This is a genomic window from Pseudomonas sp. HY2-MNA-CIBAN-0224, assembly GCF_040310285.1.
GTDB lineage: Bacteria > Pseudomonadota > Gammaproteobacteria > Pseudomonadales > Pseudomonadaceae > Aquipseudomonas > Aquipseudomonas helleri.
In genome coordinates this window covers 96865-123812 of record NZ_JBEOPQ010000002.1, presented here as the reverse complement: position 1 = coordinate 123812, position 26948 = coordinate 96865, and the positions used below count along the sequence as shown (strand labels likewise).

21 protein-coding genes and 4 tRNA genes are annotated in these 26948 nt (G+C 56.4%); 19 read left to right on the top strand and 6 right to left on the bottom strand.

Annotated elements, in window-relative coordinates; genetic code table 11:
- Positions 1–79: 79 nt before the first annotated feature.
- Positions 80–1510 carry a M48 family metalloprotease gene (locus AAEZ03_RS02450; protein WP_048387271.1) on the bottom strand — a complete coding sequence of 477 codons (1431 nt, stop codon included), beginning with the start codon at positions 1508–1510 and terminating at the stop codon, positions 80–82.
- A 128-nt stretch (positions 1511–1638) separates the two neighbouring features.
- On the opposite strand from AAEZ03_RS02450, the gene AAEZ03_RS02445 reads away from it, so the two are divergent.
- Together AAEZ03_RS02445 and AAEZ03_RS02440 are read left to right on the top strand one after the other, a co-directional pair.
- Positions 1639–1878, top strand: coding sequence for a sulfurtransferase TusA family protein (locus AAEZ03_RS02445; protein WP_048370433.1), 240 nt, complete (start codon positions 1639–1641; stop codon positions 1876–1878).
- Positions 1879–1910: 32 nt separating this feature from the next.
- Positions 1911–2981: an AI-2E family transporter gene (locus AAEZ03_RS02440; RefSeq protein WP_350575719.1), complete on the top strand. Its 1071-nt coding sequence runs from the start codon at positions 1911–1913 to the stop codon at positions 2979–2981.
- A gap of 72 nt (positions 2982–3053) precedes the next feature.
- On the opposite strand, the gene acnB is transcribed toward AAEZ03_RS02440, so the two are convergent.
- Positions 3054–5654, bottom strand: a complete 2601-nt coding sequence (gene acnB / locus AAEZ03_RS02435; RefSeq protein WP_178110150.1) for a bifunctional aconitate hydratase 2/2-methylisocitrate dehydratase — start codon at positions 5652–5654, stop codon at positions 3054–3056.
- A 405-nt stretch (positions 5655–6059) separates the two neighbouring features.
- Between acnB and AAEZ03_RS02430 the strand changes: the two genes are divergently transcribed.
- A complete protein-coding gene (locus tag AAEZ03_RS02430; RefSeq protein ID WP_048370428.1) occupies positions 6060–6530 on the top strand; it encodes a DUF1289 domain-containing protein in 471 nt (156 codons plus the stop codon).
- 60 nt (positions 6531–6590) lie between these two features.
- Here AAEZ03_RS02430 and AAEZ03_RS02425 read toward each other — a convergent pair whose 3' ends face one another.
- Complete coding sequence (locus AAEZ03_RS02425) at positions 6591–7445, bottom strand: universal stress protein (protein WP_048370426.1); 855 nt, start codon at positions 7443–7445, stop codon at positions 6591–6593.
- Between the two features lie 220 nt (positions 7446–7665).
- Between AAEZ03_RS02425 and AAEZ03_RS02420 the strand changes: the two genes are divergently transcribed.
- From AAEZ03_RS02420 to AAEZ03_RS02400, 5 genes are all read left to right on the top strand, one after another.
- A complete protein-coding gene (locus AAEZ03_RS02420) occupies positions 7666–8274 on the top strand; it encodes a MiaE family protein (RefSeq protein ID WP_123750069.1) in 609 nt (202 codons plus the stop codon).
- A gap of 274 nt (positions 8275–8548) precedes the next feature.
- Positions 8549–9022: a MarR family winged helix-turn-helix transcriptional regulator gene (locus AAEZ03_RS02415; protein WP_048387277.1), complete on the top strand. Its 474-nt coding sequence runs from the start codon at positions 8549–8551 to the stop codon at positions 9020–9022.
- Positions 9019–10488 (top strand): efflux transporter outer membrane subunit, encoded by a 1470-nt coding sequence (locus tag AAEZ03_RS02410; protein ID WP_350575714.1) that lies wholly within the window; start codon positions 9019–9021, stop codon positions 10486–10488. The genes AAEZ03_RS02415 and AAEZ03_RS02410 overlap by 4 nt, the downstream gene beginning before the upstream one ends.
- Before the next feature lie 14 nt (positions 10489–10502).
- Positions 10503–11708, top strand: a complete 1206-nt coding sequence (locus AAEZ03_RS02405; RefSeq protein WP_153333554.1) for an HlyD family secretion protein — start codon at positions 10503–10505, stop codon at positions 11706–11708.
- A gap of 63 nt (positions 11709–11771) precedes the next feature.
- Entirely contained in the window at positions 11772–13301 is a 1530-nt protein-coding gene (locus AAEZ03_RS02400) for a DHA2 family efflux MFS transporter permease subunit (RefSeq protein ID WP_048387284.1), read from the top strand.
- A gap of 100 nt (positions 13302–13401) precedes the next feature.
- Here the strand turns inward: AAEZ03_RS02400 and lpxH are convergent, their stop codons facing one another.
- Complete coding sequence (gene lpxH, locus AAEZ03_RS02395) at positions 13402–14157, bottom strand: UDP-2,3-diacylglucosamine diphosphatase (RefSeq protein WP_350575710.1); 756 nt, start codon at positions 14155–14157, stop codon at positions 13402–13404.
- The gene (locus tag AAEZ03_RS02390; protein ID WP_048387287.1) at positions 14154–14657 is read right to left on the bottom strand and encodes a peptidylprolyl isomerase; all 504 of its coding nucleotides are present in this window, start codon (positions 14655–14657) and stop codon (positions 14154–14156) included. The genes lpxH and AAEZ03_RS02390 overlap by 4 nt, the downstream gene beginning before the upstream one ends.
- Positions 14658–14928: 271 nt before the next feature.
- Between AAEZ03_RS02390 and AAEZ03_RS02385 the strand changes: the two genes are divergently transcribed.
- Both AAEZ03_RS02385 and cysS read left to right on the top strand, forming a co-directional pair.
- Positions 14929–16626, top strand: coding sequence for a glutamine--tRNA ligase/YqeY domain fusion protein (locus tag AAEZ03_RS02385; protein ID WP_048387289.1), 1698 nt, complete (start codon positions 14929–14931; stop codon positions 16624–16626).
- 21 nt (positions 16627–16647) lie between these two features.
- Entirely contained in the window at positions 16648–18030 is a 1383-nt protein-coding gene (gene cysS / locus AAEZ03_RS02380; protein WP_350575705.1) for a cysteine--tRNA ligase, read from the top strand.
- A gap of 137 nt (positions 18031–18167) precedes the next feature.
- Here cysS and folD read toward each other — a convergent pair whose 3' ends face one another.
- Positions 18168–19022: a bifunctional methylenetetrahydrofolate dehydrogenase/methenyltetrahydrofolate cyclohydrolase FolD gene (folD, locus tag AAEZ03_RS02375; RefSeq protein ID WP_048373029.1), complete on the bottom strand. Its 855-nt coding sequence runs from the start codon at positions 19020–19022 to the stop codon at positions 18168–18170.
- Between the two features lie 280 nt (positions 19023–19302).
- Here folD and AAEZ03_RS02370 point away from each other — a divergent pair.
- The 9 genes from AAEZ03_RS02370 (at position 19303) to AAEZ03_RS02330 (ending at position 26822) form a co-directional block, all read left to right on the top strand.
- Positions 19303–19379 (top strand) — tRNA-Arg (locus tag AAEZ03_RS02370).
- A gap of 41 nt (positions 19380–19420) precedes the next feature.
- Positions 19421–19496 (top strand) — tRNA-His (locus AAEZ03_RS02365).
- A gap of 56 nt (positions 19497–19552) precedes the next feature.
- Positions 19553–19637, top strand: a tRNA-Leu gene (locus tag AAEZ03_RS02360).
- Positions 19638–19843: 206 nt separating this feature from the next.
- Positions 19844–19919, top strand: a tRNA-His gene (locus AAEZ03_RS02355).
- A gap of 490 nt (positions 19920–20409) precedes the next feature.
- Positions 20410–21720 (top strand): trigger factor, encoded by a 1311-nt coding sequence (gene tig / locus AAEZ03_RS02350; protein WP_048373030.1) that lies wholly within the window; start codon positions 20410–20412, stop codon positions 21718–21720.
- Between the two features lie 91 nt (positions 21721–21811).
- Positions 21812–22453: an ATP-dependent Clp endopeptidase proteolytic subunit ClpP gene (gene clpP / locus AAEZ03_RS02345; RefSeq protein ID WP_048373031.1), complete on the top strand. Its 642-nt coding sequence runs from the start codon at positions 21812–21814 to the stop codon at positions 22451–22453.
- A gap of 106 nt (positions 22454–22559) precedes the next feature.
- Complete coding sequence (clpX, locus tag AAEZ03_RS02340; protein WP_048373032.1) at positions 22560–23843, top strand: ATP-dependent Clp protease ATP-binding subunit ClpX; 1284 nt, start codon at positions 22560–22562, stop codon at positions 23841–23843.
- Positions 23844–24006: 163 nt separating this feature from the next.
- The gene (gene lon / locus AAEZ03_RS02335; protein ID WP_350575702.1) at positions 24007–26403 is read left to right on the top strand and encodes an endopeptidase La; all 2397 of its coding nucleotides are present in this window, start codon (positions 24007–24009) and stop codon (positions 26401–26403) included.
- A 146-nt stretch (positions 26404–26549) separates the two neighbouring features.
- On the top strand, positions 26550–26822 hold the full coding sequence (locus AAEZ03_RS02330; RefSeq protein ID WP_003183171.1) for an HU family DNA-binding protein: 273 nt from the start codon (positions 26550–26552) through the stop codon (positions 26820–26822).
- The last annotated feature ends 126 nt before the right edge of the window (positions 26823–26948 follow it).

The following is a 26948-nucleotide window of genomic DNA, read 5'->3' as shown; positions in this document are numbered from 1 at the left end:
AACGCGGTCAACCTGATAGACCGAGCTGCCAGAATCGCGAGCAAGCCCGCTCCCACACGAAGGAGTGATGCGCTGTTAATCAGTTCATCATGTCTTTGATCGCCCGCTCTTGATCCATCAGCTCGCGCTGGCGTGCATCGAGGCGTGACGACAGCTGGAAGTTGTTGGTGAGCTTTTTCGCAAAGGCGATTTGCTGGATGGCCTGACGGTAGTCGCCCATCAAGGCGAAGTACTCGGCGCGGGCCTGGTGCAGGCCAATGATGTTGCCCGACAAGCCGCGTGTTTCCGCTACCTGATACCAGACGTCCGGGTCATCCGGGCGGCTTTTGAGCAAGGCGTCCAGGGCTTTTTCGGCATCGGCCGGGCGATTTTGCTTGAGCAGCAAGTCGACCCGGACCTGATTCAACGGGTAGTTGCCAGGGTACAGCGTGCGCATTCTGTCGACCCGCTGCTGGGCATCGGCCAGGCGGTTGCTGTCCATGTCCAGCTCGATTTGCGCCAGGTTGTAGGTGATGTCGTTGGGCGCCTTGTCCAGCAACGGCTTCAGGGTGGTGCGGGCTTCGTTGAACTGGCTGCCCTTGATTTGGGCAATCGCCAGGCCATAACGGGCGACGTCATTTTTTGGGTTTTCATCCAGTTGCTGGCGGAACCGCTTGGCGGCCAAGCCCGGCGTGTCTTCGTATTGCAGCTGGACCCGGGCGCGAATCAGTTGATAGCGCAGGCTGTCTTCGGTGCCGCCGATTTTGGCCTGTTCGGCGCGGTTGCGGGTGTCGGCGATACGCGACTCGGTCACCGGGTGAGTCAGCAAAAATTCAGGCGGCTTGGCGTCAAAGCGGTACTGGCGCATCAAGCGCTCAAACATGGTGGGCATGGAGCGCGGGTCGTAACCGGCCTTTTCAAGGTTGAGGATGCCGATGCGGTCAGCCTCTTGCTCGTTCTGGCGCGAGAAACGCCGTTGCTCCTGAAAGGCCGCTGCCTGGGTGCCGGCGATGGTGGCAATACCGGCGTCACCGGCGCCCGAGGCGGCGATCACAATACCGGCGAGCAGGGCCGCCATCATGGGCAGTTGCATGCGTTGCTGGGCTTCTACGCCGCGGGCAAAGTGGCGCTGCGACAAGTGAGCAAGTTCGTGGGCCAGTACCGAGGCGTATTCGCCTTCGGTCTGGGCGTTGAGAAACAACCCGCCGTTGACCCCGATAATCCCGCCGGGCGCCGCGAAGGCGTTGAGCTGCGGGCTGTTGATCAGAATGAATTCCAGACGACGGTCCTGCACCTGGCTGGTTTCGACCAGTTTGTAGACGCTGGTTTCGACGTAGTCCTTGAGTTGCGGGTCGTTGAGCTGCGACACCTGACTGCGCAGCATGCTCAACCAGGCACGGCCGAGTTGATACTCTTGCTGCGGAGAAACGATGGCCGAGCTGGCGTCACCCAAAGACGGTAAATCGTCTGCGAAACTCGGTGATGCGAGCAGGCAAGCGAGCGTCAACAGGGTCGGGCGCAGAAAATTCATGCACAAAGCTCTAATCAATAAAGCGCTTACTGTAGCTGGACACTCGGCTGGCGACCAGTGGCGGTCTGCTTGGGGTATTCTAGCGAGCTAAAAAATGCCACCCATAGGCATGCCTGAGGAAGTAAGAGATGACTGATGCGTTGGCGCATGATGCGCTAGTGGATGCCAGTGGCCTGAGTTGCCCACTGCCGTTGCTCAAGGCCAAGCTGGAGCTTAACCGTCTGGCCCAAGGGCAGACCTTGAAAGTCATCGCGACGGACGCCGGTTCGCTACGCGATTTTCGGGCTTTCGCACGTCTGGCAGGGCATGAGCTGCTGCGTGAAGAAGAAGATTCTGGCACCTATCGCTACTGGTTACGCAAGGCCTGAGGCCGGGCGTCGCTTTCTCTTAAGGAATTTCGATGTTCAACGTGTTACGAAATTGGGTGCAGCGCTACTTCTCTGATGAGGAGGCCGTGGTGCTGGCGGTGTTGTTGGTGCTGGCCTTTACGGCGGTGCTGACCTTGGGCGGCATGCTCGCACCGGTGTTGGCCGGCATGGTGCTGGCGTATCTGATGCAGGGCCTGGTAGTGGCGCTTGAGCGCTTGCGAGTGCCCGCAGGGGCGGCGGTCGGCCTGGTGTTTGCCCTGTTTATGGGGCTGCTGCTGGTGTTTATGATCGTGGTCGTGCCCTTGCTGTGGCACCAGTTGATCACCTTGTTCAATGAATTGCCGGGCATGCTGGCCAAATGGCAGTCGCTGCTGCTGTTGCTGCCTGAGCGTTACCCGCATCTGGTGTCGGACGAGCAGGTGCTGCAAGCCATCGAGGTGGCGCGCGGTGAGATCGGCAAGTTTGGCCAGTTGGCGCTGACCTTCTCGCTGTCCAGTTTGCCGATGCTGGTCAACATCATGATCTATCTGGTACTGGTGCCGATTCTGGTGTTCTTCTTCCTGAAAGACCGTGCGCTGATTGGTCGTTGGGTTCGCGGTTATTTACCTCGCGAGCGTGCGCTGATTACCCGTGTGGCCGAGGAAATGAACCGGCAGATCGCCAACTACATTCGCGACAAGGTGATCGAGATCATCATCTGCGGCGGCGTGACTTACATCGCCTTCGTGACCATGGGTCTTAACTACGCGGCCTTGCTGGCGTTGCTGGTCGGTGTGTCGGTGGTGGTGCCGTATGTGGGCGCGGTGGTGGTGACGGTGCCGGTCATGCTGATTGCGTTATTCCAGTGGGGCTGGAGCGACCAGTTTATCTACCTGATGGCGGTGTACGGGATCATTCAGACCCTGGACGGCAACGTGCTGGTGCCATTGCTGTTCTCTGAGGCGGTGAGTTTGCACCCGGTGGCCATCATTTGTGCGGTCTTGCTGTTCGGCGGATTGTGGGGCTTTTGGGGGGTGTTTTTTGCGATCCCGCTGGCCACGCTGTGCAAGGCGGTGCTGGATGCCTGGCCACGTGAACAGCAGGTGGTAGCGCCACTGCTGTAAAGCCCGAAGCGCAGGCAAGAAAAAGCCCCGGCTCTCGTAAGAGAACCGGGGCTTTTTCGTTACGGCATCAGCTTACGCTTGAATGACCGGGATGTTGGCATTGGCTGCCGACTCACGGAATTCAGCGATCTGATCAAAGCTCAGGTAACGGTACACGTCCGTTGCCATGGTGTTGATCTCTGCTGCGTAAGCCAGGTATTCCTCAACCGAAGGCAGACGACCCAGGATCGAAGCCACCGACGCCAACTCAGCCGAAGCCAGGTAAACGTTGGCACCGTCACCCAGACGGTTCGGGAAGTTACGGGTCGACGTCGACACCACGGTGGAGTTCGGCTCAACGCGTGCCTGGTTACCCATGCACAGCGAGCAGCCTGGCATTTCCATGCGTGCGCCGGCTTTGCCGTAGATGCCGTAGTAGCCTTCTTCGGTCAGTTGGTGAGCGTCCATTTTGGTCGGAGGCGACAGCCACAGACGGGTAGGCAGCTGACCTTTGACCTTGTCCAGCAACTTGCCCGCAGCGCGGAAGTGGCCGATGTTGGTCATGCACGAACCGATGAACACTTCGTCGATTTTCTCGCCAGCAACGCTGGACAGCAGACGGGCGTCATCCGGGTCGTTGGGTGCGCAGAGCACAGGCTCTTTGATGTCGGCCAGATCGATTTCGATGATGTGCGCGTATTCGGCGTCAGCATCGGCTTCCATCAGCTCAGGGTTGGCAACCCAGGCTTCCATCGCTTGAGCGCGACGCTCAAGGGTACGCACGTCGCCGTAACCTTCCGCAATCATCCAGCGCAGCAGGGTGATGTTGGAGTTCAGGTATTCGGTGATCGATTCTTTGGACAGCTTGATGGTGCAGCCAGCCGCCGAACGTTCTGCCGAGGCGTCGGACAGTTCGAACGCTTGCTCGATGCTCAGGTTGTCCAGACCTTCGATTTCCAGGATGCGACCCGAGAATTCGTTGATCTTGCCTTTCTTCTCGACCGTCAGCAGGCCTTTCTGGATAGCGACGTAAGGAATGGCGTGTACCAGGTCACGCAGGGTGATGCCCGGCTGCATTTCGCCTTTGAAGCGAACCAGAACCGATTCCGGCATGTCCAGTGGCATTACGCCAGTGGCTGCAGCGAACGCTACCAGACCCGAACCGGCAGGGAACGAGATGCCCATTGGGAAGCGAGTGTGGGAGTCGCCACCGGTGCCGACGGTGTCAGGCAGCAGCATGCGGTTCAGCCAGCTGTGGATGATGCCGTCGCCCGGACGCAGGGAAACACCGCCACGGGTCATGATGAAGTCTGGCAGGGTGTGGTGCGTGGTGACGTCGATCGGCTTTGGATAGGCCGCGGTGTGGCAGAACGACTGCATTACCAGGTCAGCGGAGAAGCCCAGGCACGCCAGGTCTTTCAGTTCGTCACGGGTCATTGGACCGGTGGTGTCCTGAGAACCTACGGTGGTCATCTTCGGCTCGCAGTAAGTGCCTGGACGAACGCCAGTCACGCCGCACGCCTTGCCAACCATTTTTTGCGCCAGGGTGTAACCCTTGGTGCTTTCAACAGGTGCTTCAGGCTTTTTGAACAGATCGGTAGGACCCAGACCCAGCTCGGCACGAGCCTTCTCGGTCAGGCCACGGCCGATGATCAGCGGGATACGGCCACCGGCGCGAACTTCGTCCAGCAGAACGGGAGTTTTCAGTTCGAAGGTGGTGATGACTTCGTCAGTACCGTGCTTGCACACTTTGCCAGCGTGCGGGTACAGGTCGATCACGTCGCCCATGTTGATGTTGCTGACGTCGAACTCGATTGGCAGTGCGCCAGCATCTTCCATGGTGTTGTAGAAGATTGGAGCGATTTTGCTGCCGAAGCAGAAGCCGCCTGCACGCTTGTTCGGAACATAAGGAACGTCGTCGCCGAAGAACCACAGTACGGAGTTGGTGGCCGACTTACGCGACGAACCGGTACCGACTACGTCACCGACGTAGGCAATAGGGAAGCCCTGACCGCGCATTTCTTCGATTTGCTTCATCGGGCCGATGGAGCCTTGAACGTCCGGCACGATACCGTCACGGGCCATTTTCAGCATGGCCAGGGCGTGCAGCGGGATGTCCGGGCGCGACCAGGCGTCTGGTGCAGGCGACAGGTCGTCGGTGTTGGTTTCGCCGGTAACCTTGAACACGCGCAGGCTGATTTTGTCTGCCAGTGTCGGGCGGTTTTTGAACCACTCGCCGTCAGCCCAGGACTCAATCACGGCTTTAGCGTGAGCATTGCCGTTTTTGGCTTTTTCAGCGACGTCGTGGAAGGCATCAAACATCAGCAGGGTGTGCTTGAGTTGCGCAGCGGCAACCGGTGCCAGCTCTGCGTCGTCCAGCAGATCAACCAGGGTCACGATGTTGTAGCCGCCTTGCATGGTGCCAAGCAGTTCAACAGCGCGTTGTTTGGTGATCAGGGGGGAGGTTGCTTCACCTTTCGCGATGGCGGCCAGGAAGCCGGCTTTTACGTAGGCAGCTTCGTCAACACCAGGTGGAATGCGGTTGGTGATCAGGTCAACGAGGAATTCTTCTTCGCCGGCAGGCGGGTTTTTCAGCAGCTCAACCAGGCCTGCAGTTTGTTCGGCGTTAAGCGGCTGGGGAACGATACCCAGGGCTGCGCGCTCTTCGATATGTTTGCGGTAGGCTTCAAGCACAGTTATTACCCTCATCATTGGTCCCAAATGGGTGTCCGGGACGCTCATCCAGGAATGCCAGGTACTCATGCGCTGCAGGGCTTTTTGAGCCGCTTAGCCAGAGTTTCAAGGATTCCCAACAGAAGCTGTTTTCAAAGTTTTACGCCATCCGAACGGCGGGATGATGAAGGTTGATGGGGGCACTTGCCGTGCAAACACCCCGCACCAACACCGTTCTTCAGGATCAACTGTGCTCGTGACGCTTTGAAAACAGCTTCCAACGGACATTGGCGCCTTAAAAGGCAGGCTGATTCTACGGCAAAAACTTGTTAAAGGTAAGTTAGGCCCTGAAGGTTGAGGGGTGATCTGCGTTAGACAAAGGGCTAACATGGCCGTCTGTTTCACTCTGCAGTGCTCTATTTCGCCATGCCCAACCAAACCATCAAGACCCCTTGTATCGGCCTGTGCTCAACGGTTTACGGAGACCTCGTGTGCCGTGGCTGCAAGCGTTTCCACCACGAAGTGATCCACTGGAACGGTTACAACGAGGACGAAAAACGCGCTGTCTGGCTGCGGCTCGAACAGCTTTTAGTGCAGGTCATGGCGGCCAAGGTCGAGGTGTTCGACCCGCCGGCGCTGCGCAATCAGTTGATTACCCGAAAAATACGTTTCGTAGAGAAGCAGTCTGAATATTGCTGGGCGTACCAGCTGATAGCCCGTGGCGCCCGGGTGATCAATCAGTTGGAGATGTACGGGATGGTGTTGTTGCCGGAGTTTCGTGACTGGGGGCTGCCGGAGTTGCGTGACGCCATTGATCGGGAATTTTTCCTCTTGTCCGAAGCGCACTACGAGCGCTACATCGCCCCGGGCTTTCTCAAGGATGCGATGGGGCAATAGGTCCCGGCCCGCTGCCTCGCGATCTTTAAACGAGCAAAAGATCGCGAGGCAAGCTCGCTCCTACACTTTTTGTTCCAGTTCCTTGACGATGTCTTCTGGCTTGAGCACCAGAACGTCGGACTCAAGCTTGTCGATCACGATTTCTGCAGTGTTGCCGATCAAGGCTGCTGACAAGCCGGTGCGCGCCACAGTACCGATTACCGTCACCACAGCGTCGAGCTTTCTGGCGACCTGCTGAATGATGATGTCTGCCGGGCCTTCTTTAATGTGCATGCGCTCGTCGCTGATTTCGAAGCGGCGCTGGAACTCCTTGCTGGCCGCCCGAAAGCTGGCTTCGTATTCGGTGTCGATCGGGTAAGCCGCATCCATCACCGCCAGGGTGGGCGCCGGGTGCGCGCTGACGACGTGCAGTTCGCCGTGGGTCAGGCTGGCAATGCGAAAACCCTGGTCGATGATGGTTTTGTGCAGCGCCATGTGGTCTTCGTCGCCGTTGCCTACGTCGACGGCGGCCAGCACCACGCCGTTGCTCCAGGGCTTGGTGGTTCTGACCAGCAAGACCGGGGTAGGGCAGTCGCGCAGCAGTTTCCAGTCTTCGGGGGTGAGCAGGATTTTTTTCAGGATGGAGTCGTCAACGTGTTGCTTGATCACCAGCCCGCAACCCTCGATTTGCTGCTCCTTGATGATGGTGGTGTGCAGGTTGTCGTGCCACGCCTGACGTGACGTCACGCTGTAGCCTTCGGTGATCAGGCTGTTGGTCAGGACATTGAGCAGAGCTGAGTGGTCGTGCTCTTTGTCGCCGATCAACAGGTGCAGATGGGCTTTGGAGGCTTTGGCGATTTCTTTGGCGCGCTTGAGGGCGAAGCTTTCCATCAGATGGGGCTCGATGACGACCAACAGGCTACGTATGGTTTGCATGACCGTTCACTCCATGTGCAATAAGGGGGGATGCGAACACTATAGTTGCTCATCGGTAATGCGGACGTTGATGCATATCAAGCTGCGCGGTTGGTGCTGTGGCACATGGCCCGTATAATCGGCGCCTTTCGCCTCGTCCAGCCTTTGTGAGCCTCATGTCAGCGATACCTCAAAACACGTTCGGCCCGTTGTGCAATCTCCACTGTTCGGGAGTGCGTGCATGAACCTTCCTGAAATCCATGAGTTCTTGGGTTGCCGTACCCCTGACGGCTGGATCGCTGCTGCATTGGCCGATCAGGAAACCCTGCTGATCGACCACAAAAACTGCGAATTTAAGGCCGCCAGTACGGCGTTGAGCCTGATCGCCAAGTACCACTCCCACGTTGACCTGATCAATATGATGTCGCGCCTGGCCCGTGAAGAGCTGGTGCACCACGAGCAGGTCATGCGCTTGATGAAAAAGCGCAAAATCGAATTGCGCCAATTGTCGGCGGGCCGTTACGCCTCGGGTTTACGCAAAGTGGTGCGTAACCATGAACCGGTAAAGCTGGTGGATACCTTGGTGGTCGGGGCGTTTATTGAAGCGCGCAGTTGCGAGCGTTTCGAAGCGCTGGTGCCGCATTTGGACGAAGAACTCGGCAAGTTCTACTACGGTCTGCTCAAAAGTGAGGCCCGCCATTTTCAGGGCTATTTGAAACTGGCTTATCAATACGGCGACGCCAAAGACATTGCTCTGGTCATCGAGCGGGTGAGGGCGGCCGAGCAAGAACTTATTGAAACCCCTGATGTTGAATTCCGCTTCCACAGCGGCGTGCCCGCTCAGTCTTAAGTCGCCAATGTGCGCCACAAGACCTGTAGGGGCGAGCTTGCTCGCGATCTTTTGATCTTGATCTAAGGACCCCCTCTCCCAAAGGAGAGGGCATCGATAGGGGGTTGCTGTCGATTCTCGGCGGTCTGCGCGCTACGCGAAGACTGATCTCCTGCAGTAGCGATAACCCATTCCTACATCTCAATAGTTAGCCTGCTATTTATAATCTTGACATTAGCTGCCTAAGCAGTAGTATTTGGTTACATTCCTGCCTAGGCAGCTTTCTGGTGTCCTGATGAAACACTTCCAGCCCGATACTTTTCAAAACTGCACCCTGGGTTTGCTTTTGGGGCGTGCAGCCTTGCTTAAAGACCGCATCATCGACACGCACATGGAGCCTTACGGCATCACTGCTGCGCAGTTCAAGGTGCTGATCATCATGGCGCAATTTGCTGTCGATACTCCGGCCGAGCTGTGCCGCCACTTGTCACTGGACAGCGGCTCGATGACGCGCATGCTCGATCGCCTTGAGCAAAAGAGTCTTTTGATTCGCCAACGCTCTGACGCCGACAGGCGCCAGGTACGTCTTGTGCTGACTGAAGACGGGCAGGCGCTGGCAGATCGGCTCCCGACGATTGGCGCTGATGCCATGAATCAATTGGCGGGTGCAATCAGCCCACAAGAACTGCAAAGCCTGGAACAGATCCTTAAAAAAATACTGCTGGCGGCCGGTGATCCGATCACTATCCAGCGCTTGGGTGAAAAATGAGCAACAGAGCATTACGAACAGGCTTAAGCCTGATGTGTGTGTCCCTTGCGTTGGCAGGTTGTGCCAGCTACAGCGGTTTGACCACCGAAGGCGCGCGCCTGGATGCGAAAAGCCTCCAGTCCGCTCAAGCCCTCAAGGGCATCAATGTGACCCCGGCAGCCTGGCCGCAAAAGGACTGGTGGAAGCGCTTGGGCGACAGCCAGTTGAATGGCTTGGTCGACGAGGCATTGCGTGACAGCCCGGACATGCAGATAGCCAGTGCCCGTGTGCATCAGGCCACTGCCGCCGCCGGCGCTGCCAATGCGGCACGCATGCCGACGCTGGACGCCGAGGCCGATGTGACGCGCTCGCGCCTGTCACGCTCCCAGGATCCAACCGGCCAGGGTGGTCGTTATGACACGGTGCGTGACATCGGTCTGGCCTTCAATTACACCTTCGACCTGTGGGGCGGCCAGCGGGATGCCTGGGAAGCGGCTTTGGGCGAAGCCCGCGCAGCCGAAGTCGACAGCCACGCTGCGAGCCTGACCCTGGCGGCCGATGTGGCAAAGGCCTACAGCAATCTGGGGCATGCCTACAGCGTGCTGGATCTGTCGAAAGATGACCTTCAGCGCACCCGCAAAATGCTCGATTTGAGCAAGCAGCGGTTGCAGGCCGGTATCGACAGCCACTATCAGTATCAGCAGACCGAAAGCCTGGAAGCCAGCTCCCAGGAGCAGGTGATCAATGCACAGAAACAGGTCAAGAGCGCTCATATCGCCCTGGCAGTGTTGCTGGGTAAAGGGCCGGACCGTGGCTTCGAAATTGCCCGTCCGCAGATTTTGACCCCCGCCGCCGTGGCCGTGCCAAGCACGTTGCCCGCCGAGTTGCTGGGCCGTCGCCCCGATATTGTGGCGGCACGCTGGCGGGTCGAGGCGGCGAGTAAAAATATTGCCGCAGCCAAAACACGTTTTTACCCCAACCTCAACTTGAGTGCCGCTGCCGGGACTCAGTCGTTGCTGGGCGATGCGCTGTTTGGTTCGGCCAGCCGCTTTATGAACATCGCCCCGGCCATTTCACTGCCGATTTTTGACGGCGGCCGTCTGCGTGCCGGGCTGGATGCCGAAGACGCCAATTACGACCTGGCCGTCGCGCAGTACAACAAGACCCTGGTGGCCGCCCTCGGTGATGTCAGCGATACCCTCGAGCAATTGAACGCCATGAGCGAGCAGGTCAGTACTCAGAAGCGTGCGGCTGATATTGTCCAGCAGTCGTATGACTCGGGATTGCAGCGCTACGAATCCGGCATCGGCAGTTACCTGGATGTCCTCAGCATCGAGCAGCAATTGCTCCAGGCACAGCGCCAGCTGGCTGACCTGAATGCCGAGCAGATCACGCTTTCGATTCAACTGATGCAAGCCCTGGGCGGTGGCTTTGAGCCCGGCAATGCGGCTGCGGCCGTTCCTGTTCAAGCCTCCCTGGCAGAATAATTTAGGTAATCGTCATGGCTACTGTGCAAACACCGAATGAAGCGCAACACAATCAGGACGCTGGTAATCAGCGCAAACGTAAACTCTGGCTGAGTGGTCTGGCCATATTGGTCATCTTGGTCGGCCTGGGTGTCTGGGGCTGGCATGAGTTGTATGGTCGCTGGAGCGAAAGCACCGACGACGCCTATGTCAACGGTAACGTGGTCGAAATCACGCCATTGGTGGCGGGGACGGTAGTGAGCATCGGCGCCGATGATGGCGATCTGGTTCATGAAGGGCAGGTGCTGCTTAACTTTGATCCGAGTGATTCGCTGGTCGGCTTGCAGAGCGCCGAAGCCAACCTGGCTCGCACTGTGCGTCAGGTTCGCGGCCTGTTCAGTAACGTAAGCGGTACCAAAGCGCAGGTGGCGGCGCAAAAAGTCGCTGTGCAAAAGGCCCAGGACAACTTCAATCGCCGGAAAAATCTGGCAGCAAGCGGGGCTATTTCCCAAGAAGAGCTGTCCCATGCGCGGGATGACCTGGCGTCTGCACAAAGTGCCTTGCGCAATAACGAGCAGCAACTCGACACCACCAGCGCGCTGGTTGACAACACGGCCATTGCTAACCATCCGGATGTGCTGGCCGCCGCTGCGCAGTTGCGTCAGGCGTATCTGGAGCACGCACGCACCACGTTGATTGCGCCGGTGACCGGCTATGTCGCCAAGCGTACCGTGCAATTGGGCCAGCGCGTTCAGCCGGGCACCGCGTTGATGGCGGTTATCCCGCTTAATCAACTGTGGATCGACGCCAACTTCAAGGAAACCCAACTGGACAAGATGCGTATTGGCCAGCCGGTTGAAATTGAATCGGACCTGTATGGGAGCAACGTCAAGTACAGCGGTACCGTCGACAGCATTGGTGCGGGCACTGGCAGCGCGTTTGCCCTGCTGCCAGCGCAAAACGCTACCGGCAACTGGATCAAAATCGTTCAGCGTGTTCCGGTGCGTATCCACATCAATGCCGATGAGCTGGCCCAGCACCCGCTACGCATCGGGCTGTCGACCACGGTTGACGTGAACCTGCATGACCAGAGCGGCCCGGTGCTGGCGCAACAACCGCCGCAGAAGGCGATGTTCACCACCAACGTGTACGAGCAACAGCTGGCTGAAGCAGACACGCTGATTTCCCGCCTGATCGAAAGCAACAGCGCTGTGGCGGGCCCTACCGCCGCCCAACGCTAATTCGCCAATCCATAAGCCCCGCTGCACTGGCGGGGCTATGCCCCTGGTTTTAAAGGATTTGCGATGAGCACAAACGCGTCTTTTACCCCGCCCAGCCTGCTGTTCGCCACCATTGGCCTGTCGCTGGCGACCTTTATGCAGGTGCTCGACACCACCATCGCCAACGTTGCTTTGCCGACCATCTCCGGCAACCTGGGGGTGAGTTCGGAGCAGGGTACGTGGGTCATTACTTCTTTTGCGGTGAGTAACGCGATTGCCTTGCCATTGACGGGCTGGTTGAGCCGGCGCTTTGGTGAAGTGAAACTGTTTTTGTGGGCCACGGTGCTGTTTGTGCTGGCTTCATTCTTGTGCGGTATTTCGACGTCCATGCCTGAACTGGTGGGTTTTCGTGTGCTGCAAGGTCTGGTGGCCGGGCCGCTGTATCCGATGACGCAAACCTTGCTGATTGCGGTGTACCCCCCGGCGAAACGGGGGATGGCATTGGCATTGCTGGCGATGGTCACGGTGGTGGCGCCGATTGCCGGGCCGATTTTGGGTGGCTGGATTACGGACAGTTACAGTTGGCCGTGGATCTTCTTTATTAACATCCCGATTGGCATCTTTGCGGTGTTGGTAGTGCGTCAGCAGCTCAAGGCGCGCCCGGTGGTGATTACTCGCCAGCCGATGGACTACGTAGGGCTTATTACGCTGATCATTGGCGTCGGCGCGCTACAGATTGTGCTCGACAAGGGTAATGACCTGGACTGGTTCGAATCCAACTTCATTCTGCTGGGCACGGCGTTGTCCGTGGTGGCGTTGGCGGCCTTTGTCATTTGGGAAATGACCGACAAACACCCGATTGTGAACCTGCGCCTGTTTGCCTACCGCAACTTCCGGATCGGCACCATCGTGTTGGTGCTGGGCTATGCCGGGTTCTTCGGTATCAACCTGATCTTGCCGCAATGGTTGCAAACCCAAATGGGTTATACAGCGACATGGGCGGGCTTGGCGGTGGCGCCGATTGGGATATTGCCGGTGTTGATGTCGCCTTTTGTGGGCAAGTACGCGAACAAGTTCGACCTGCGCCTGCTGGCCGGGCTGGCCTTTTTGGCGATCGGCCTGAGCTGCTTCATGCGTGCCGATTTCACCAATGAGGTCGACTTCCAGCACGTTGCACTGGTGCAACTGTTTATGGGGATCGGGGTGGCGCTGTTCTTTATGCCGACCTTGAGCATTCTGATGTCGGACTTGCCACCTCATCAAATTGCTGACGGCGCGGGCCTGGCCACGTTCCTGCGGACATTGGGCGGAAGTTTTGCTGCGTCCCTGACCACCTGGATCTGGATTCGTCGTGCCGATCAGCATCATGCCTACATGAGTGAAAGCTTGAGTACCTATGATCCGGTCACCCGGCATGCGCTGGACAGCTTGGGTGGGGCGAGCAACCAGGCGTATGCCCAGCTCGATCAAGTGCTGACCAGTCAGGCGTACATGCTCTCGACCGTGGACTACTTCACGCTGATGGGCTGGATGTTTATGGGCTTGATCTTGCTGGTGTGGTTGGCCAAGCCGCCATTTGCTGCCAAGCCAGGACCGGCGGCGAGCGGGCATTAACGCCTGATCGTACGCAAACCTCGTAGGAGCGAGCTTGTCTCGCGATCTTTTGATCTTTTAAAAGATCGCGAGACAAGCTCGCTCCTACAGTGGGCAGTGTTTATTGGGTGGCGTGAGGTAACGCCAGCTGCGCGCTGTCGAACTCAAACGGCGCCAGTTGCATGCCTTGTTCATCGACTTGCAAGGCCCAGCCTTGTTTGTCCCAGTCGCCGAGTACGATGCGCTTGGCGGCGTAATCGCCAAGTTGCAATTTGTGTATCGCGGGGCGGTGGGTGTGGCCATGGATCAGGGTCTTGACGCCGAAGTACTCCATGATCCGCGGTACTTCCTCGGGGGTTACGTCGACAATGTCGTTGGCTTTCATGCGGGTTTGCGCACGGCTTTCGCTGCGCAGCTTGCGCGCCAGCTTATGGCGAGTGCTCAACGGCAAGTGGCGCAAGATCCACACCGTTACCGGGTTGCGCAGGTAGCGTCGCATACGCATGTAGGCTTCGTCGCGGGTGCACAGGCTGTCGCCGTGCATCAATAAAACCGGCTCGCCGTAGAAATCGACCACGCTCGGGTCTTTAAGCAGGGTGCAGCCAGCCGCCTTGCAAAAGGCCTGGCCGAGCAGAAAATCACGATTGCCGTGCATCAGGAATACGTTCGTACCGCTGTCACTCAATTCGCGCAGCGCTTCGCAGATGGAGCGCTGGTAGGGCGTCATTGCATCATCGCCAATCCAGGCTTCAAAAAAATCTCCCAAAATGTACAGCGCCTGTGCCGAGCGCGCGCGCCCGGACAGGAAATTCAGAAACGCCCGGGTAATGTCCGGGCGCTCCTCTTCCAGATGCAAATCTGAAATCAGCAGTATCACTCAATGATCTCGGCTTTCTCGATGATCACGTCTTCTGCCGGTACGTCCTGGTGGCCCGCTTTGGAACCGGTCGAAACGCCTTTGATCTTGTCAACAACGTCTTGACCTTCGGTCACTTTGCCGAACACTGCGTAGCCCCAGCCCTGAACGTTTTTGCCGCTGTGGTTCAGGAAGCTGTTGTCAGCCACGTTGATGAAGAACTGCGCGGAAGCCGAATGCGGCTCCATGGTGCGAGCCATGGCGATGGTGTACTTGTCGTTCGACAGGCCGTTATCCGCCTCGTTCTGGATGCTTGGGCGCTTGTCTTTCTTTTCTTTCATGCCAGGTTCAAAACCGCCGCCCTGAATCATGAAGTTACCGATTACACGGTGGAAAACAGTGTTTTCGTAGTGGCCGGCTTTTACGTATTCGAGGAAGTTAGCGACAGTAATTGGCGCCTTTTCAGCGTTCAGTTCAATCACGATGTCGCCGTGGTTGGTGGTCAGTTTTACTTTTGACATGTCGTTATCGCTCTATCAGAGAATTCGTTGGGCGAGGAAATCGTATGACACCGTCAGCCCCGGTTGGGCTGGGTAGATACAGCCGCGGGCGAAGTTTAGCCTGCCCGCAGAGCATTTCGATGGTGTTTTTGCGATATGGGGGCTAAAAGCCCTATTTCAATTGCTTTGATTGGTCGCCTGCTCTGTCAGGGACTTGACAGCATCGGCTATGATAGGCGCTTTGATTTCGTCGGCCGCTCCAGGCCGCGCACCCGTTACGTTCAAGGATCCTATGAGCAAGCCCACTGTCGACCCCACTCTGAATCCAAAGGCTGGCCCAGCTGTACCGGCCAATTTTCTGCGCCCAATCGTGCAGGCGGACCTTGAATCGGGTAAATGCCAACAGATCGTGACCCGCTTCCCGCCTGAGCCTAACGGCTACTTGCACATTGGCCACGCCAAATCCATTTGCGTGAACTTTGGCCTGGCCGAGGAATTTGGCGGCGTTACGCACTTGCGTTTTGACGACACCAACCCGGCCAAGGAAGACCAGGAATACATCGACGCGATCGAAAGCGACGTGAAGTGGTTGGGCTTCCAGTGGTCTGGCGAAGTGCGCTATGCATCGCACTATTTCGATCAGTTGCATGACTGGGCGGTCGAGCTGATCAAGGCTGGCAAGGCCTATGTTGACGACCTGAGTCCTGAGCAAGCCAAGGAATACCGTGGCACCCTGACCGAGCCAGGCAAGAACAGCCCGTTCCGCGACCGTTCGGTCGAAGAGAACCTGGACTGGTTCGCCCGCATGCGCGCCGGTGAGTTTGCGGACGGCGCCCGCGTGCTGCGTGCCAAGATCGACATGGCTTCGCCGAACATGAACCTGCGCGACCCGATCATGTACCGCATCCGCCATGCCCACCACCACCAGACCGGTGACAAGTGGTGCATCTACCCGAACTACGACTTCACTCACGGTCAGTCGGACGCCATCGAAGGCATCACCCACTCCATCTGCACCCTGGAGTTCGAAAGTCATCGCCCTCTGTATGAGTGGTTCCTCGACAGCCTGCCGGTGCCGAGCAAGCCGCGTCAGTACGAGTTCTCGCGCCTGAACCTGAACTACACCATCACCAGCAAGCGCAAGCTCAAGCTGCTGGTGGATGAAAAGCACGTGAACGGTTGGGACGACCCGCGCATGTCGACGCTGTCGGGTTTCCGCCGTCGTGGTTACACGCCCAAGTCGATCCGTAACTTCTGCGACATGGTCGGCACCAACCGCTCGGACGGTGTAGTGGATTTCGGCATGCTGGAATTCAGCATCCGTGATGACCTCGATCACAGCGCTCCGCGTGCCATGTGCGTGCTGCGCCCGTTGAAAGTGATCATTACCAACTACCCTGAAGACAAGGTCGAAAACCTTGAGCTGCCTTGCCACCCTAAAGAAGACATGGGTGTGCGCGTGCTGCCATTCGCGCGTGAGATTTACATCGACCGTGACGATTTCATGGAAGAGCCGCCAAAAGGTTACAAGCGCCTTGAGCCTGCGGGCGAAGTGCGTCTGCGCGGCAGTTATGTGATCCGTGCCGATGAAGCAATTAAAGATGCTGACGGCAACATCATTGAGCTGCACTGCTCGTACGACCCAGAAACCCTGGGCAAAAACCCAGAGGGCCGTAAGGTCAAAGGTGTGGTGCATTGGGTGCCGGCAGCTGCCAGCGTCGAGTGTGAAGTGCGTCTGTATGATCGTCTGTTCCGTTCGCCGAACCCTGAAAAGGCCGAGGATGGTGCTGGCTTCCTGGAAAACATCAACCCTGACTCACTGCAAGTGCTGACCGGTTGTCGTGCAGAACCCTCGCTGGGCAATGCACAGCCGGAAGACCGTTTCCAGTTCGAGCGCGAAGGTTACTTCTGCGCAGACATCAAGGACTCGAAACCAGGTCAGCCGGTATTCAACCGTACCGTGACTCTGCGTGATTCGTGGGGCCAGTGATCAAGTTTTAAGGAAGAACTCGTGCTAACGATCTACAACACGCTCACCAAGAGCAAAGAAGTTTTCAAGCCTCTGGATGGCAACAAGGTGCGTATGTACGTGTGCGGCATGACCGTGTACGACTACTGCCACCTGGGTCACGGTCGCAGCATGGTTGCCTTCGACCTGGTGACGCGCTGGTTGCGTTTTAGCGGTTACGATTTGACGTATGTGCGCAACATCACCGATATCGATGACAAGATCATCAATCGTGCGAATGAAAACGGTGAAACGTTTGAAGCGCTGACTGAGCGCATGATCGCCGCGATGCATGAAGACGAAGCCCGGCTGAACATCAAGAAGCCGGACATGGAGCCGCGTGCCACCGACCATATCGCCGGCATGCACGCGATGATCCAGACCTTGATCGACAAGGGCTACGCCTACGCACCCGGCAATGGCGATGTGTACTACCGCGTTGCCAAGTTCATGGGTTACGGCAAGCTGTCGCGCAAGAAGATTGAAGACTTGCGCATCGGTGCTCGCATCGAAGTCGACGAGGCCAAAGACGATCCGCTGGACTTCGTGCTGTGGAAAGGCGTCAAGCCGGGCGAGCCAAGTTGGGAGTCACCGTGGGGTTCAGGGCGTCCGGGCTGGCACATTGAGTGCTCGGTGATGTCGACCTGCTGCCTGGGCGAGACCTTCGATATTCATGGCGGCGGCAGCGATCTGGAATTCCCGCACCATGAAAACGAAATCGCCCAAAGCGAGGCGGCCACGGGTAAAACCTACGCCAATGCCTGGATGCACTGCGGGATGATTCGCATCAATGGCGAGAAGATGTCCAAATCCTTGAACAACTTCTTCACCATTCGCGACGTTCTGGAGAAATATCATCCGGAAGTGGTGCGTTATCTGTTGGTTTCCAGCCACTACCGGAGTTCGATCAACTATTCCGAAGACAACCTCAAGGACGCGAAAGCGGCGCTTGAGCGGTTCTATCACGCACTCAAAGGGTTGCCGAAAGTGGCGCCGGCCGGTGGTGAGGCGTTTGTTGAGCGCTTTACGCACGTGATGAACGATGACTTCGGTACGCCAGAAGCGTGTGCGGTGTTGTTCGAGATGGTTCGCGAGATCAACCGTTTGCGTGAAGCGGACGAATTGGCGGCTGCCGGTTTGGCAGCGCGTCTTAAAGAGTTGGCCGATGTGCTGGGTGTATTGCAGCTCGAAGCCGATGACTTTTTGCAGGCGGGCGCTGAAGGGCGAGTTGATGCTGCGCAAGTTGATGCTTTGATTGCGGCTCGTTTGGCTGCACGCGCGGGCAAGGACTGGGCTGAATCGGACCGCATCCGCGACCAGCTCACGGCAATGGGCGTTGTGCTGGAAGACGGCAAGGGTGGCACTACCTGGCGTCTGGCTGACTAAAGCGCTCTTACAGGGTTGGCGACATTCCCTGTAGGAGCGAGCTTGCTCGCGATCTTTTGATCTTGATTGGGTGCAAAGAAAGCGGGCAACAAAAAACGGCACCCTCGGGTGCCGTTTTTTTTGCGAGACGCTACGGTTTAGCCGTGCAATGTCTCAGCCGCGTACAGCGTATTTTCCAGCAGGCAGGCGCGGGTCATCGGGCCAACACCGCCTGGTACCGGAGTGATCCAGCCGGCGCGGGGCAGGGCGGTCTCGTAAACCACGTCGCCGACCAGCTTGCCATCAGCCTGACGGTTGATGCCAACGTCGATCACGATGGCGCCTTCCTTGATCCACTCACCCTTGACCAGGCCAGGTTTGCCGGCAGCCACGACTACCAGGTCGGCACGACCTACGTGGCCAGCCAGATCCTTGGTGAAGCGGTGGGTCACGGTGACGGTGCAGCCCGCGAGCAGCAGTTCCATGGCCATGGGGCGACCCACAATGTTGGAAGCGCCGACAATAACGGCGTCCATTCCGTACAGGTCCTGACCGGTGCTTTCCAGCAGGGTCATGATGCCTTTAGGGGTGCACGGGCGCAGCAATGGAATGCGCTGGGCCAGACGGCCTACGTTATACGGGTGGAAACCGTCGACGTCTTTGTCGGGGCGGATGCGCTCCAGCAGGCTGGAAGCGTCCAGATGCTCTGGCAACGGCAGTTGCAACAGGATCCCGTCGATGTTTGCGTCATCATTAAGACGGTCGATCAGGTCGGTCAGCGCTTGCTGAGTGGTGTCGGACGGCAGGTCATAGGCCTGTGAGAGAAAGCCTACCTCTTCGCAGTCTTTACGCTTGTGCGAAACATAAACCTGGGAGGCAGGATCGCTGCCGACCAGAATCACTGCCAGACCAGGAGTGCGCAGGCCTTGCTCGTGACGCTCGGCGACGCGTTTGGCAATCTGCTTGCGCAGGTTGGCGGCGATCGCTTTGCCGTCGATTAGTTGTGCAGTCATTACGCGTGATTAACCATCGTAAAGGGTGGAGAAAGGACGTGCATTCTCGCATGCCGTGGCGTAAGGGCAAAGGCGCTTGGTCTGCTAATTCCCCTAACTCCTTTATATTTCTGAACTTTTTTGAAAAAACAGTTGACGACTTTCAGGGTCGTCTATAACATTCGTCGCACTTGTCGGGCACAGCCTAGCACTGGTTAAAAAGGTAGAGCGAAGTTGTTGTCCAGCTTGGTGATACTGAAAGCACTTAGTTTGTAATCGTCACAGAGTACAGATTAATAAGGCGCCCGTAGCTCAGCTGGATAGAGCATCCGCCTTCTAAGCGGATGGTCGCAGGTTCGAGTCCTGCCGGGTGCGCCATTAGGCAGCTTTGGCACAAGTAAGGCAGTAAAGGCAATATGGTGGGCGTAGCTCAGTTGGTAGAGCACGGGATTGTGACTCCCGTTGTCGAGGGTTCGATCCCCTTCGTCCACCCCATATTTAGAAGGACGCCAGATTAATAGTCTGGCGTCTTTGCTTGAAAAGTTTGAAATGCGGATGTGGTGGAATTGGTAGACACACTGGATTTAGGTTCCAGCGCCGCAAGGTGTGAGAGTTCGAGTCTCTCCGTCCGCACCAAATTAGGTTTCGCAATGTATCGCTGTGCGAAACCATTGAGAAAGCCGCCTGTGGCGGCTTTTTTATTGTGCAACAGGGGCTGTATCAGCAACTTGGCGCACAGGTAGTGAATCTTCAGTTCGCTGGTTCCACTAGTGGCCTATTGATACATTGCTGGCTCGACTGATTAAGCAAGGCTTGTTCGGTCAGGTGCAACATGTAATATGGTGGGCGTAGCTCAGTTGGTAGAGCACGGGATTGTGACTCCCGTTGTCGAGGGTTCGATCCCCTTCGTCCACCCCATATTTAAAAAAACGCCAGATTAACCATCTGGCGTTTTTGTTTTTGACGTTTAAAAAAGCGGCTGCAGTTCGACCTCGCGTGTGAAGGTCGTGTCGTCATAAGGCCTTGATGCTTAAGTCTATTGGCTGCATCCAGGCAGGCATTTTGCTCGTCAGATACTAAAAAAGCGCAGAACCTGAAAAGGCATGCGCTTTTTTTTGGTTTAAAAAGTTTAAGCGGTTCAGGGGTGGGTGCACGCGGTGTTGGGTGGCGTTTGTCAGGCGCATGTGTGTTCTCTGCTTCTATATAGAAGGCTCTGAACGGGGTCGTGTGTAAAGGTTTGTGTATTTTGAGCGGGTTAAGCAAATCATTGCTTGTGCTTAATAATGTACCGGTCGTTTCTATGTGCGATTTGGGTAGGGTGACTTCTTGAGTTTGACCCACTAGAATGCATGCCCTTGATTATGGGGTCGGAAACGGCCGGCTAATGTCTGTGCAACGAGGAATATCCATGCAAGTTTCTGTTGAAAATACTTCCGCTCTTGAGCGTCGCATGACCATTGGCGTGCCAGCTGAGCGTATTGAGGCTGAAGTCAACAAGCGTCTGCAACAGACTGCCCAAAAGGCCAAAATCCCGGGCTTCCGTCCAGGCAAAGTGCCAATGAGCGTGATCCGTCAGCGCTACGAAGCTGATGCGCGTCAAGAAGCTCTGGGCAACGTGATCCAGGCTTCCTTCTACGAAGCAGTGGTTGAGCAGAAGCTGAACCCGGCTGGCGCACCGTCGGTTGAGCCTAAAGTCTTCGAGAAAGGCAAAGATCTGGAATACATCGCGACATTCGAAGTGTTCCCTGAATTCGAAGTGACGGGTCTGGACACCATCGCCGTCGAGCGCCTGAGCGCCGAAGTGGCTGAAGCTGACCTGGACAAAATGCTGGACGTGCTGCGCAAGCAGAACACCCGCTTTGAAGTAACTGAACGTGCTGCTCAGAACGAAGACCAACTGAACATCGATTTCGTTGGCAAGGTTGATGGCGAAGTATTCGCTGGCGGTTCCGCCAAGGGTACTCAGCTGGTTCTGGGTTCGGGCCGTATGATCCCTGGCTTTGAAGAAGGTCTGGTTGGCGCTAAAGCAGGCGAAGAGCGCGTTCTGACCCTGACTTTCCCAGAGGACTACCAGAACCTGGACCTGGCAGGCAAAACTGCTGAGTTCACCGTGACCGTGAACACTGTTTCTGAGCCTAAGCTGCCAGAACTGAACGAAGAATTCTTCGCTCAATTCGGTATCAAAGAAACAGGTATTGAAGGTTTCCGCACCGAAGTTCGCAAGAACATGGAGCGTGAGCTGCGTCAGGCGATCAAATCCAAAGTTAAAAATCAGGTAATGGACGGCCTGCTGGCTGCCAACCCGATTGAAGTGCCAAAAGCACTGCTGTCCAACGAAGTTGATCGTCTGCGTGTGCAGGCTGTTCAGCAATTCGGTGGCAACATCAAGCCTGACCAACTGCCTGCCGAGCTGTTCGAAGAACAAGCCAAGCGCCGCGTTGTACTGGGTCTGATCGTTGCTGAAGTGGTTAAGCAGTTCGATCTGAAGCCTGACGAAGATCGCGTTCGCGACATGATTCAGGAAATGGCTTCCGCTTACCAGGAGCCAGAGCAGGTTGTAGCGTGGTACTACAAAAATGATCAGCAATTGAACGAGGTTCGTTCTGTTGTGCTGGAAGAACAAGTTGTGGATACTGTTCTGCAGAAGGCTAAGGTGACCGATAAAGCGGTCTCTTACGAAGAAGCTGTCAAGCCGGTGGAAGCTCCACAAGCCGACTGATTTGTGATTCGTTAGAAAACACAACCATAAGCCAGCCTCGAGCTGGCTTATGCGTATTCCAGACAAGACTTTTTGGGAGTGACTGCCGGACATGTCCCGCAATTCTTATATTCAGCAGAACTCTGACATTCAGGCCGCAGGCGGCCTGGTCCCGATGGTTGTTGAGCAATCTGCTCGTGGCGAACGCGCCTACGACATCTATTCGCGCCTCTTGAAGGAGCGGATCATCTTCCTGGTAGGCCCTGTCGAAGACTACATGGCCAACCTGGTAGCTGCGCAGTTGCTTTTCCTTGAAGCCGAAAACCCGGACAAGGACATCCATCTGTACATCAACTCCCCAGGCGGCTCGGTGACTGCAGGCATGTCGATCTACGACACCATGCAGTTCATCAAGCCAGACGTATCGACTATCTGCATTGGTCAGGCCTGCAGCATGGGTGCTTTCCTGCTGGCCGGTGGCGCACCGGGCAAGCGTCACTGCCTGCCTAACTCGCGCATGATGATTCACCAGCCACTGGGCGGTTTCCAGGGCCAGGCGTCGGATATCGACATCCATGCCAAAGAAATCCTCAACATCCGTCATCGCTTGAACTCGTTGCTGGCCCATCACACCGGTCAGTCGCTGGAAACCATCGAGCGTGACACAGAGCGTGACAACTTCATGAGCGCTGAGCGTGCAGCCGAATACGGTTTGATCGACTCTGTGTTCAGCAAGCGTCAAATGCCCGCTTAAGCAGCCCAAATGTAGGTGGTTGGATTAACCGACCACCTGCGGGCTTGAAAAAGCCCGCAGTTGCCTTCATCTTGTGTTGCAAGCCTATCGGATTTGGATCGATCGAATGACTGACACCCGCAACGGCGAGGACAACGGCAAATTGCTCTATTGCTCCTTCTGTGGCAAAAGCCAGCATGAAGTGCGCAAATTGATTGCCGGCCCCTCGGTGTTTATCTGCGACGAATGCGTCGACTTGTGCAATGACATCATCCGTGAGGAGGTGCAGGAAGCCCAAGCCGAAAGCAGCGCGCATAAATTACCTTCGCCAAAAGAAATCAGCGGCATCCTTGATCAATACGTGATTGGTCAGGAACGTGCCAAAAAGGTTTTGGCTGTAGCGGTCTACAACCACTACAAGCGCCTGAACCAGCGTGACAAAAAGAACGACGACGTCGAGCTCGGCAAGAGCAACATCCTGCTGATCGGACCTACCGGCTCGGGTAAAACCCTGCTGGCCGAAACCTTGGCTCGTCTGCTGAACGTACCTTTCACCATCGCTGATGCCACCACACTGACCGAAGCCGGTTATGTGGGTGAAGATGTTGAGAACATCATTCAGAAGTTGCTGCAGAAATGCGATTACGACGTAGAGAAAGCCCAGATGGGTATCGTCTACATCGATGAAATCGACAAGATTTCGCGCAAATCTGACAACCCTTCGATTACCCGTGATGTTTCCGGCGAAGGTGTGCAGCAAGCGTTGCTGAAACTGATCGAAGGCACCGTGGCTTCCGTACCGCCTCAAGGTGGTCGCAAGCATCCGCAGCAAGAGTTCTTGCAGGTTGATACCCGCAACATTCTGTTTATCTGCGGCGGCGCATTCTCGGGCCTTGAAAAGGTTGTGCAGGCGCGCTCGACTCGCGGCGGCATCGGCTTCAGTGCCGAAGTTCGCAGCAAGGAAGAGGGCAAGAAAGTTGGCGAATCGCTGCGTGAAGTCGAACCTGATGATCTGGTCAAGTTCGGTCTGATCCCGGAATTTGTCGGCCGTTTGCCTGTTCTGGCTACCCTGGACGAACTGGATGAAGCGGCACTGATCCAGATTCTGACTGAGCCCAAGAACGCGCTGACCAAGCAATACGGCAAGTTGTTCGAGATGGAAGGCGTTGACCTTGAGTTTCGTGCAGACGCACTGAAGGCAGTGGCCAAGCGCGCCCTTGAGCGCAAGACCGGTGCTCGTGGTCTGCGTTCGATTCTCGAAAGCGTACTGCTCGATACCATGTATGAAATCCCCTCGCAGTCCGAGGTGAGTAAAGTGGTGATCGACGAAAGCGTTATAGAAGGTAAGTCCCAACCGTTGTTTATTTACGAAAGCAACGAAGTGGCTGCCAAGGCTGCACCTGACGCGTAAATGTATTGCTGCGTATGACATATTGCGTGTTAAAGAAGGGGCCTTCGGGCCCCTTTGTTTTTCCTGTCGCTCAGTGCTTGTTTTTTTTCGAGACAGCCCCCATCTTGGCTTCAAGCTTACTTCCACCTGATTACGGCCTTATGGCCGCCGTAGAGGCGAAATCATGAAGACAACCATCGAATTGCCTCTCCTGCCATTGCGCGATGTCGTTGTTTATCCGCACATGGTTATCCCACTGTTCGTGGGACGTGAGAAATCAATCGAGGCCCTTGAGGCTGCGATGACGGGCGACAAGCAGATTCTGCTGTTGGCTCAGAAAAACCCTGCAGACGATGATCCGGGCGAAGACGCGCTCTATCGTGTAGGTACGATTGCAACTGTCCTGCAACTGCTCAAGCTGCCGGACGGTACCGTTAAAGTACTGGTTGAGGGCGAGCAGCGTGGCGCTGTGGAGCATTTCGGCCAGGCTGAAGGCTACCTGAGCGCCGAAGTCTCGCTGATTGACGAAGTGGCCGTAGCAGAGCGTGAGTCCGAAGTCTTTGTACGCAGCTTGCTCTCGCAATTCGAGCAGTACGTACAGCTGGGTAAAAAAGTGCCGGCCGAGGTGCTGTCTTCGCTCAACAGCATTGATGAGCCGAGCCGTCTGGTAGACACCATGTCTGCCCACATGGCTCTCAAAATCGAGCAAAAGCAGGAAATCCTCGAAATCATCAACCTGCAAGACCGGGTTGAGCATGTGCTGGCGTTGCTGGATGCCGAGATCGACTTGCTGCAAGTTGAAAAGCGCATTCGTGGCCGTGTCAAAAAGCAGATGGAGCGCAGCCAGCGCGAGTACTACCTGAATGAGCAAATGAAAGCCATTCAGAAAGAGCTGGGTGACGGTGACGAAGGTCACAATGAAATCGAAGAACTGAAAAAACGCATTGATGAAGCGGGCTTGCCCAAAGATGCGATGACCAAGGCCCAGGCTGAGCTGAACAAGCTCAAACAAATGTCGCCAATGTCGGCAGAAGCGACCGTCGTGCGCTCCTACATCGACTGGCTGGTGCAGGTGCCGTGGAAGGCTCAAAGTAAGGTGCGTCTGGATCTCAAACGCGCTGAAGACATTCTGGATGCCGACCACTACGGCCTGGAAGAAGTCAAAGAGCGGATCCTCGAATACCTCGCTGTGCAAAAGCGCGTGAAGAAAATTCGCGGTCCTGTGCTGTGCCTGGTTGGGCCGCCTGGCGTGGGTAAAACTTCGCTGGCAGAGTCCATTGCCCACGCGACAAACCGCAAGTTTGTACGCATGGCCTTGGGTGGCGTGCGTGATGAAGCTGAAATCCGTGGTCACCGCCGCACTTACATCGGTTCCATGCCGGGCCGATTGATTCAAAAGATGACCAAGGTTGGGGTGCGTAACCCGCTGTTCCTGCTCGATGAAATCGACAAAATGGGCAGTGACATGCGTGGCGACCCGGCGTCGGCCCTGCTGGAGGTGCTGGATCCGGAGCAAAACCACAACTTCAACGACCATTACCTTGAGGTCGATTACGACCTGTCCGACGTCATGTTCCTGTGCACCTCGAACTCCATGAACATCCCGCCAGCCTTGCTGGACCGGATGGAAGTGATTCGTCTGCCGGGCTACACCGAAGACGAAAAGATCAACATCGCGGTCAAATATCTCGCTCCGAAACAAATTGAAGCGAATGGTTTGAAGAAAGGCGAGCTGGCTTTTGATAACGCGGCCATCCGCGACATCATCCGTTATTACACCCGTGAAGCCGGTGTGCGGGGCCTTGAGCGTCAAATTGCGAAGATCTGCCGCAAGGCCGTGAAGGAACATGCACTGGAAAAACGCTTTGCCGTCACCGTGACGCCGGAGCTGTTGGAACACTTCCTCGGCGTAAGAAAATTCAGCTATGGCTTGGCTGAGCAGGAAGATCAAATCGGTCAAGTGACGGGCCTGGCCTGGACGCAAGTGGGTGGCGAATTGCTCACCATTGAGTCGGCTGTCGTGCCTGGCAAAGGCCAGTTGATCAAGACCGGTTCGCTGGGTGATGTGATGGTTGAGTCCATTACCGCAGCGTTGACGGTGGTTCGCAGCCGAGCCAAGAGCCTCGGTATCCCATTGGATTTCCACGAGAAACGTGACATCCACATTCACATGCCCGAAGGCGCCACACCTAAAGATGGCCCTAGCGCGGGTGTAGGAATGTGCACTGCATTGGTGTCGGCACTTACGCTGATTCCTGTGCGAGCTGATGTTGCAATGACCGGTGAAATTACCCTGCGTGGTCAGGTACTGGCCATCGGCGGTCTTAAGGAAAAACTCCTGGCAGCCCATCGCGGTGGAATCAAAACGGTCATTATTCCTGAAGAGAATGTCCGCGATCTGAAGGAAATTCCTGACAACATCAAGCAGGATCTTCAGATTAAACCGGTTAAATGGATTGACGAGGTCCTGCAAATTGCGCTGCAATACGCCCCGGAGCCCTTGCCAGATGTGGCTCCTGAGATTGTTGCCAAGGATGAGAAGCGCGAGTCTGACTCTAAGGAAAGAATTAGCACGCATTAATACGAATTTGCCTGAGGGGCTTTCTTGACGCTGTATAGAGCCCTTGTTATAAAGCGGCTCTATAAGTGTCCGTAATACTCAGGCAAACGTTTAGCTTTACCAAAAAACTTTAGAAACATACTCAGACAGATATAAGGGGACTTAGAGTGAACAAGTCGGAACTGATTGATGCTATCGCTGCATCTGCTGATATCCCGAAAGCTGCAGCTGGCCGTGCGCTGGACGCAGTAATCGAATCCGTCACTGGCGCTCTTAAGGCCGGCGACTCTGTGGTACTGGTTGGTTTCGGTACTTTCTCTGTGACCGATCGCCCTGCTCGCACAGGTCGTAACCCACAGACTGGTAAAACGCTGGAAATTCCTGCCGCTAAAAAACCAGGCTTCAAAGCCGGTAAAGCGCTGAAAGAAGCGGTTAACTAAGTTTCTGTAACACTTTTTACCCAACCGGGTCAGGCGCACGCCAGGCTTGGCAGCGGAGCGGTAGTACCGTCGATGGTTATGTTGACGTGTTACGCCGAGGGTCGCGGGTTCGAGCCCGGTCCGCTC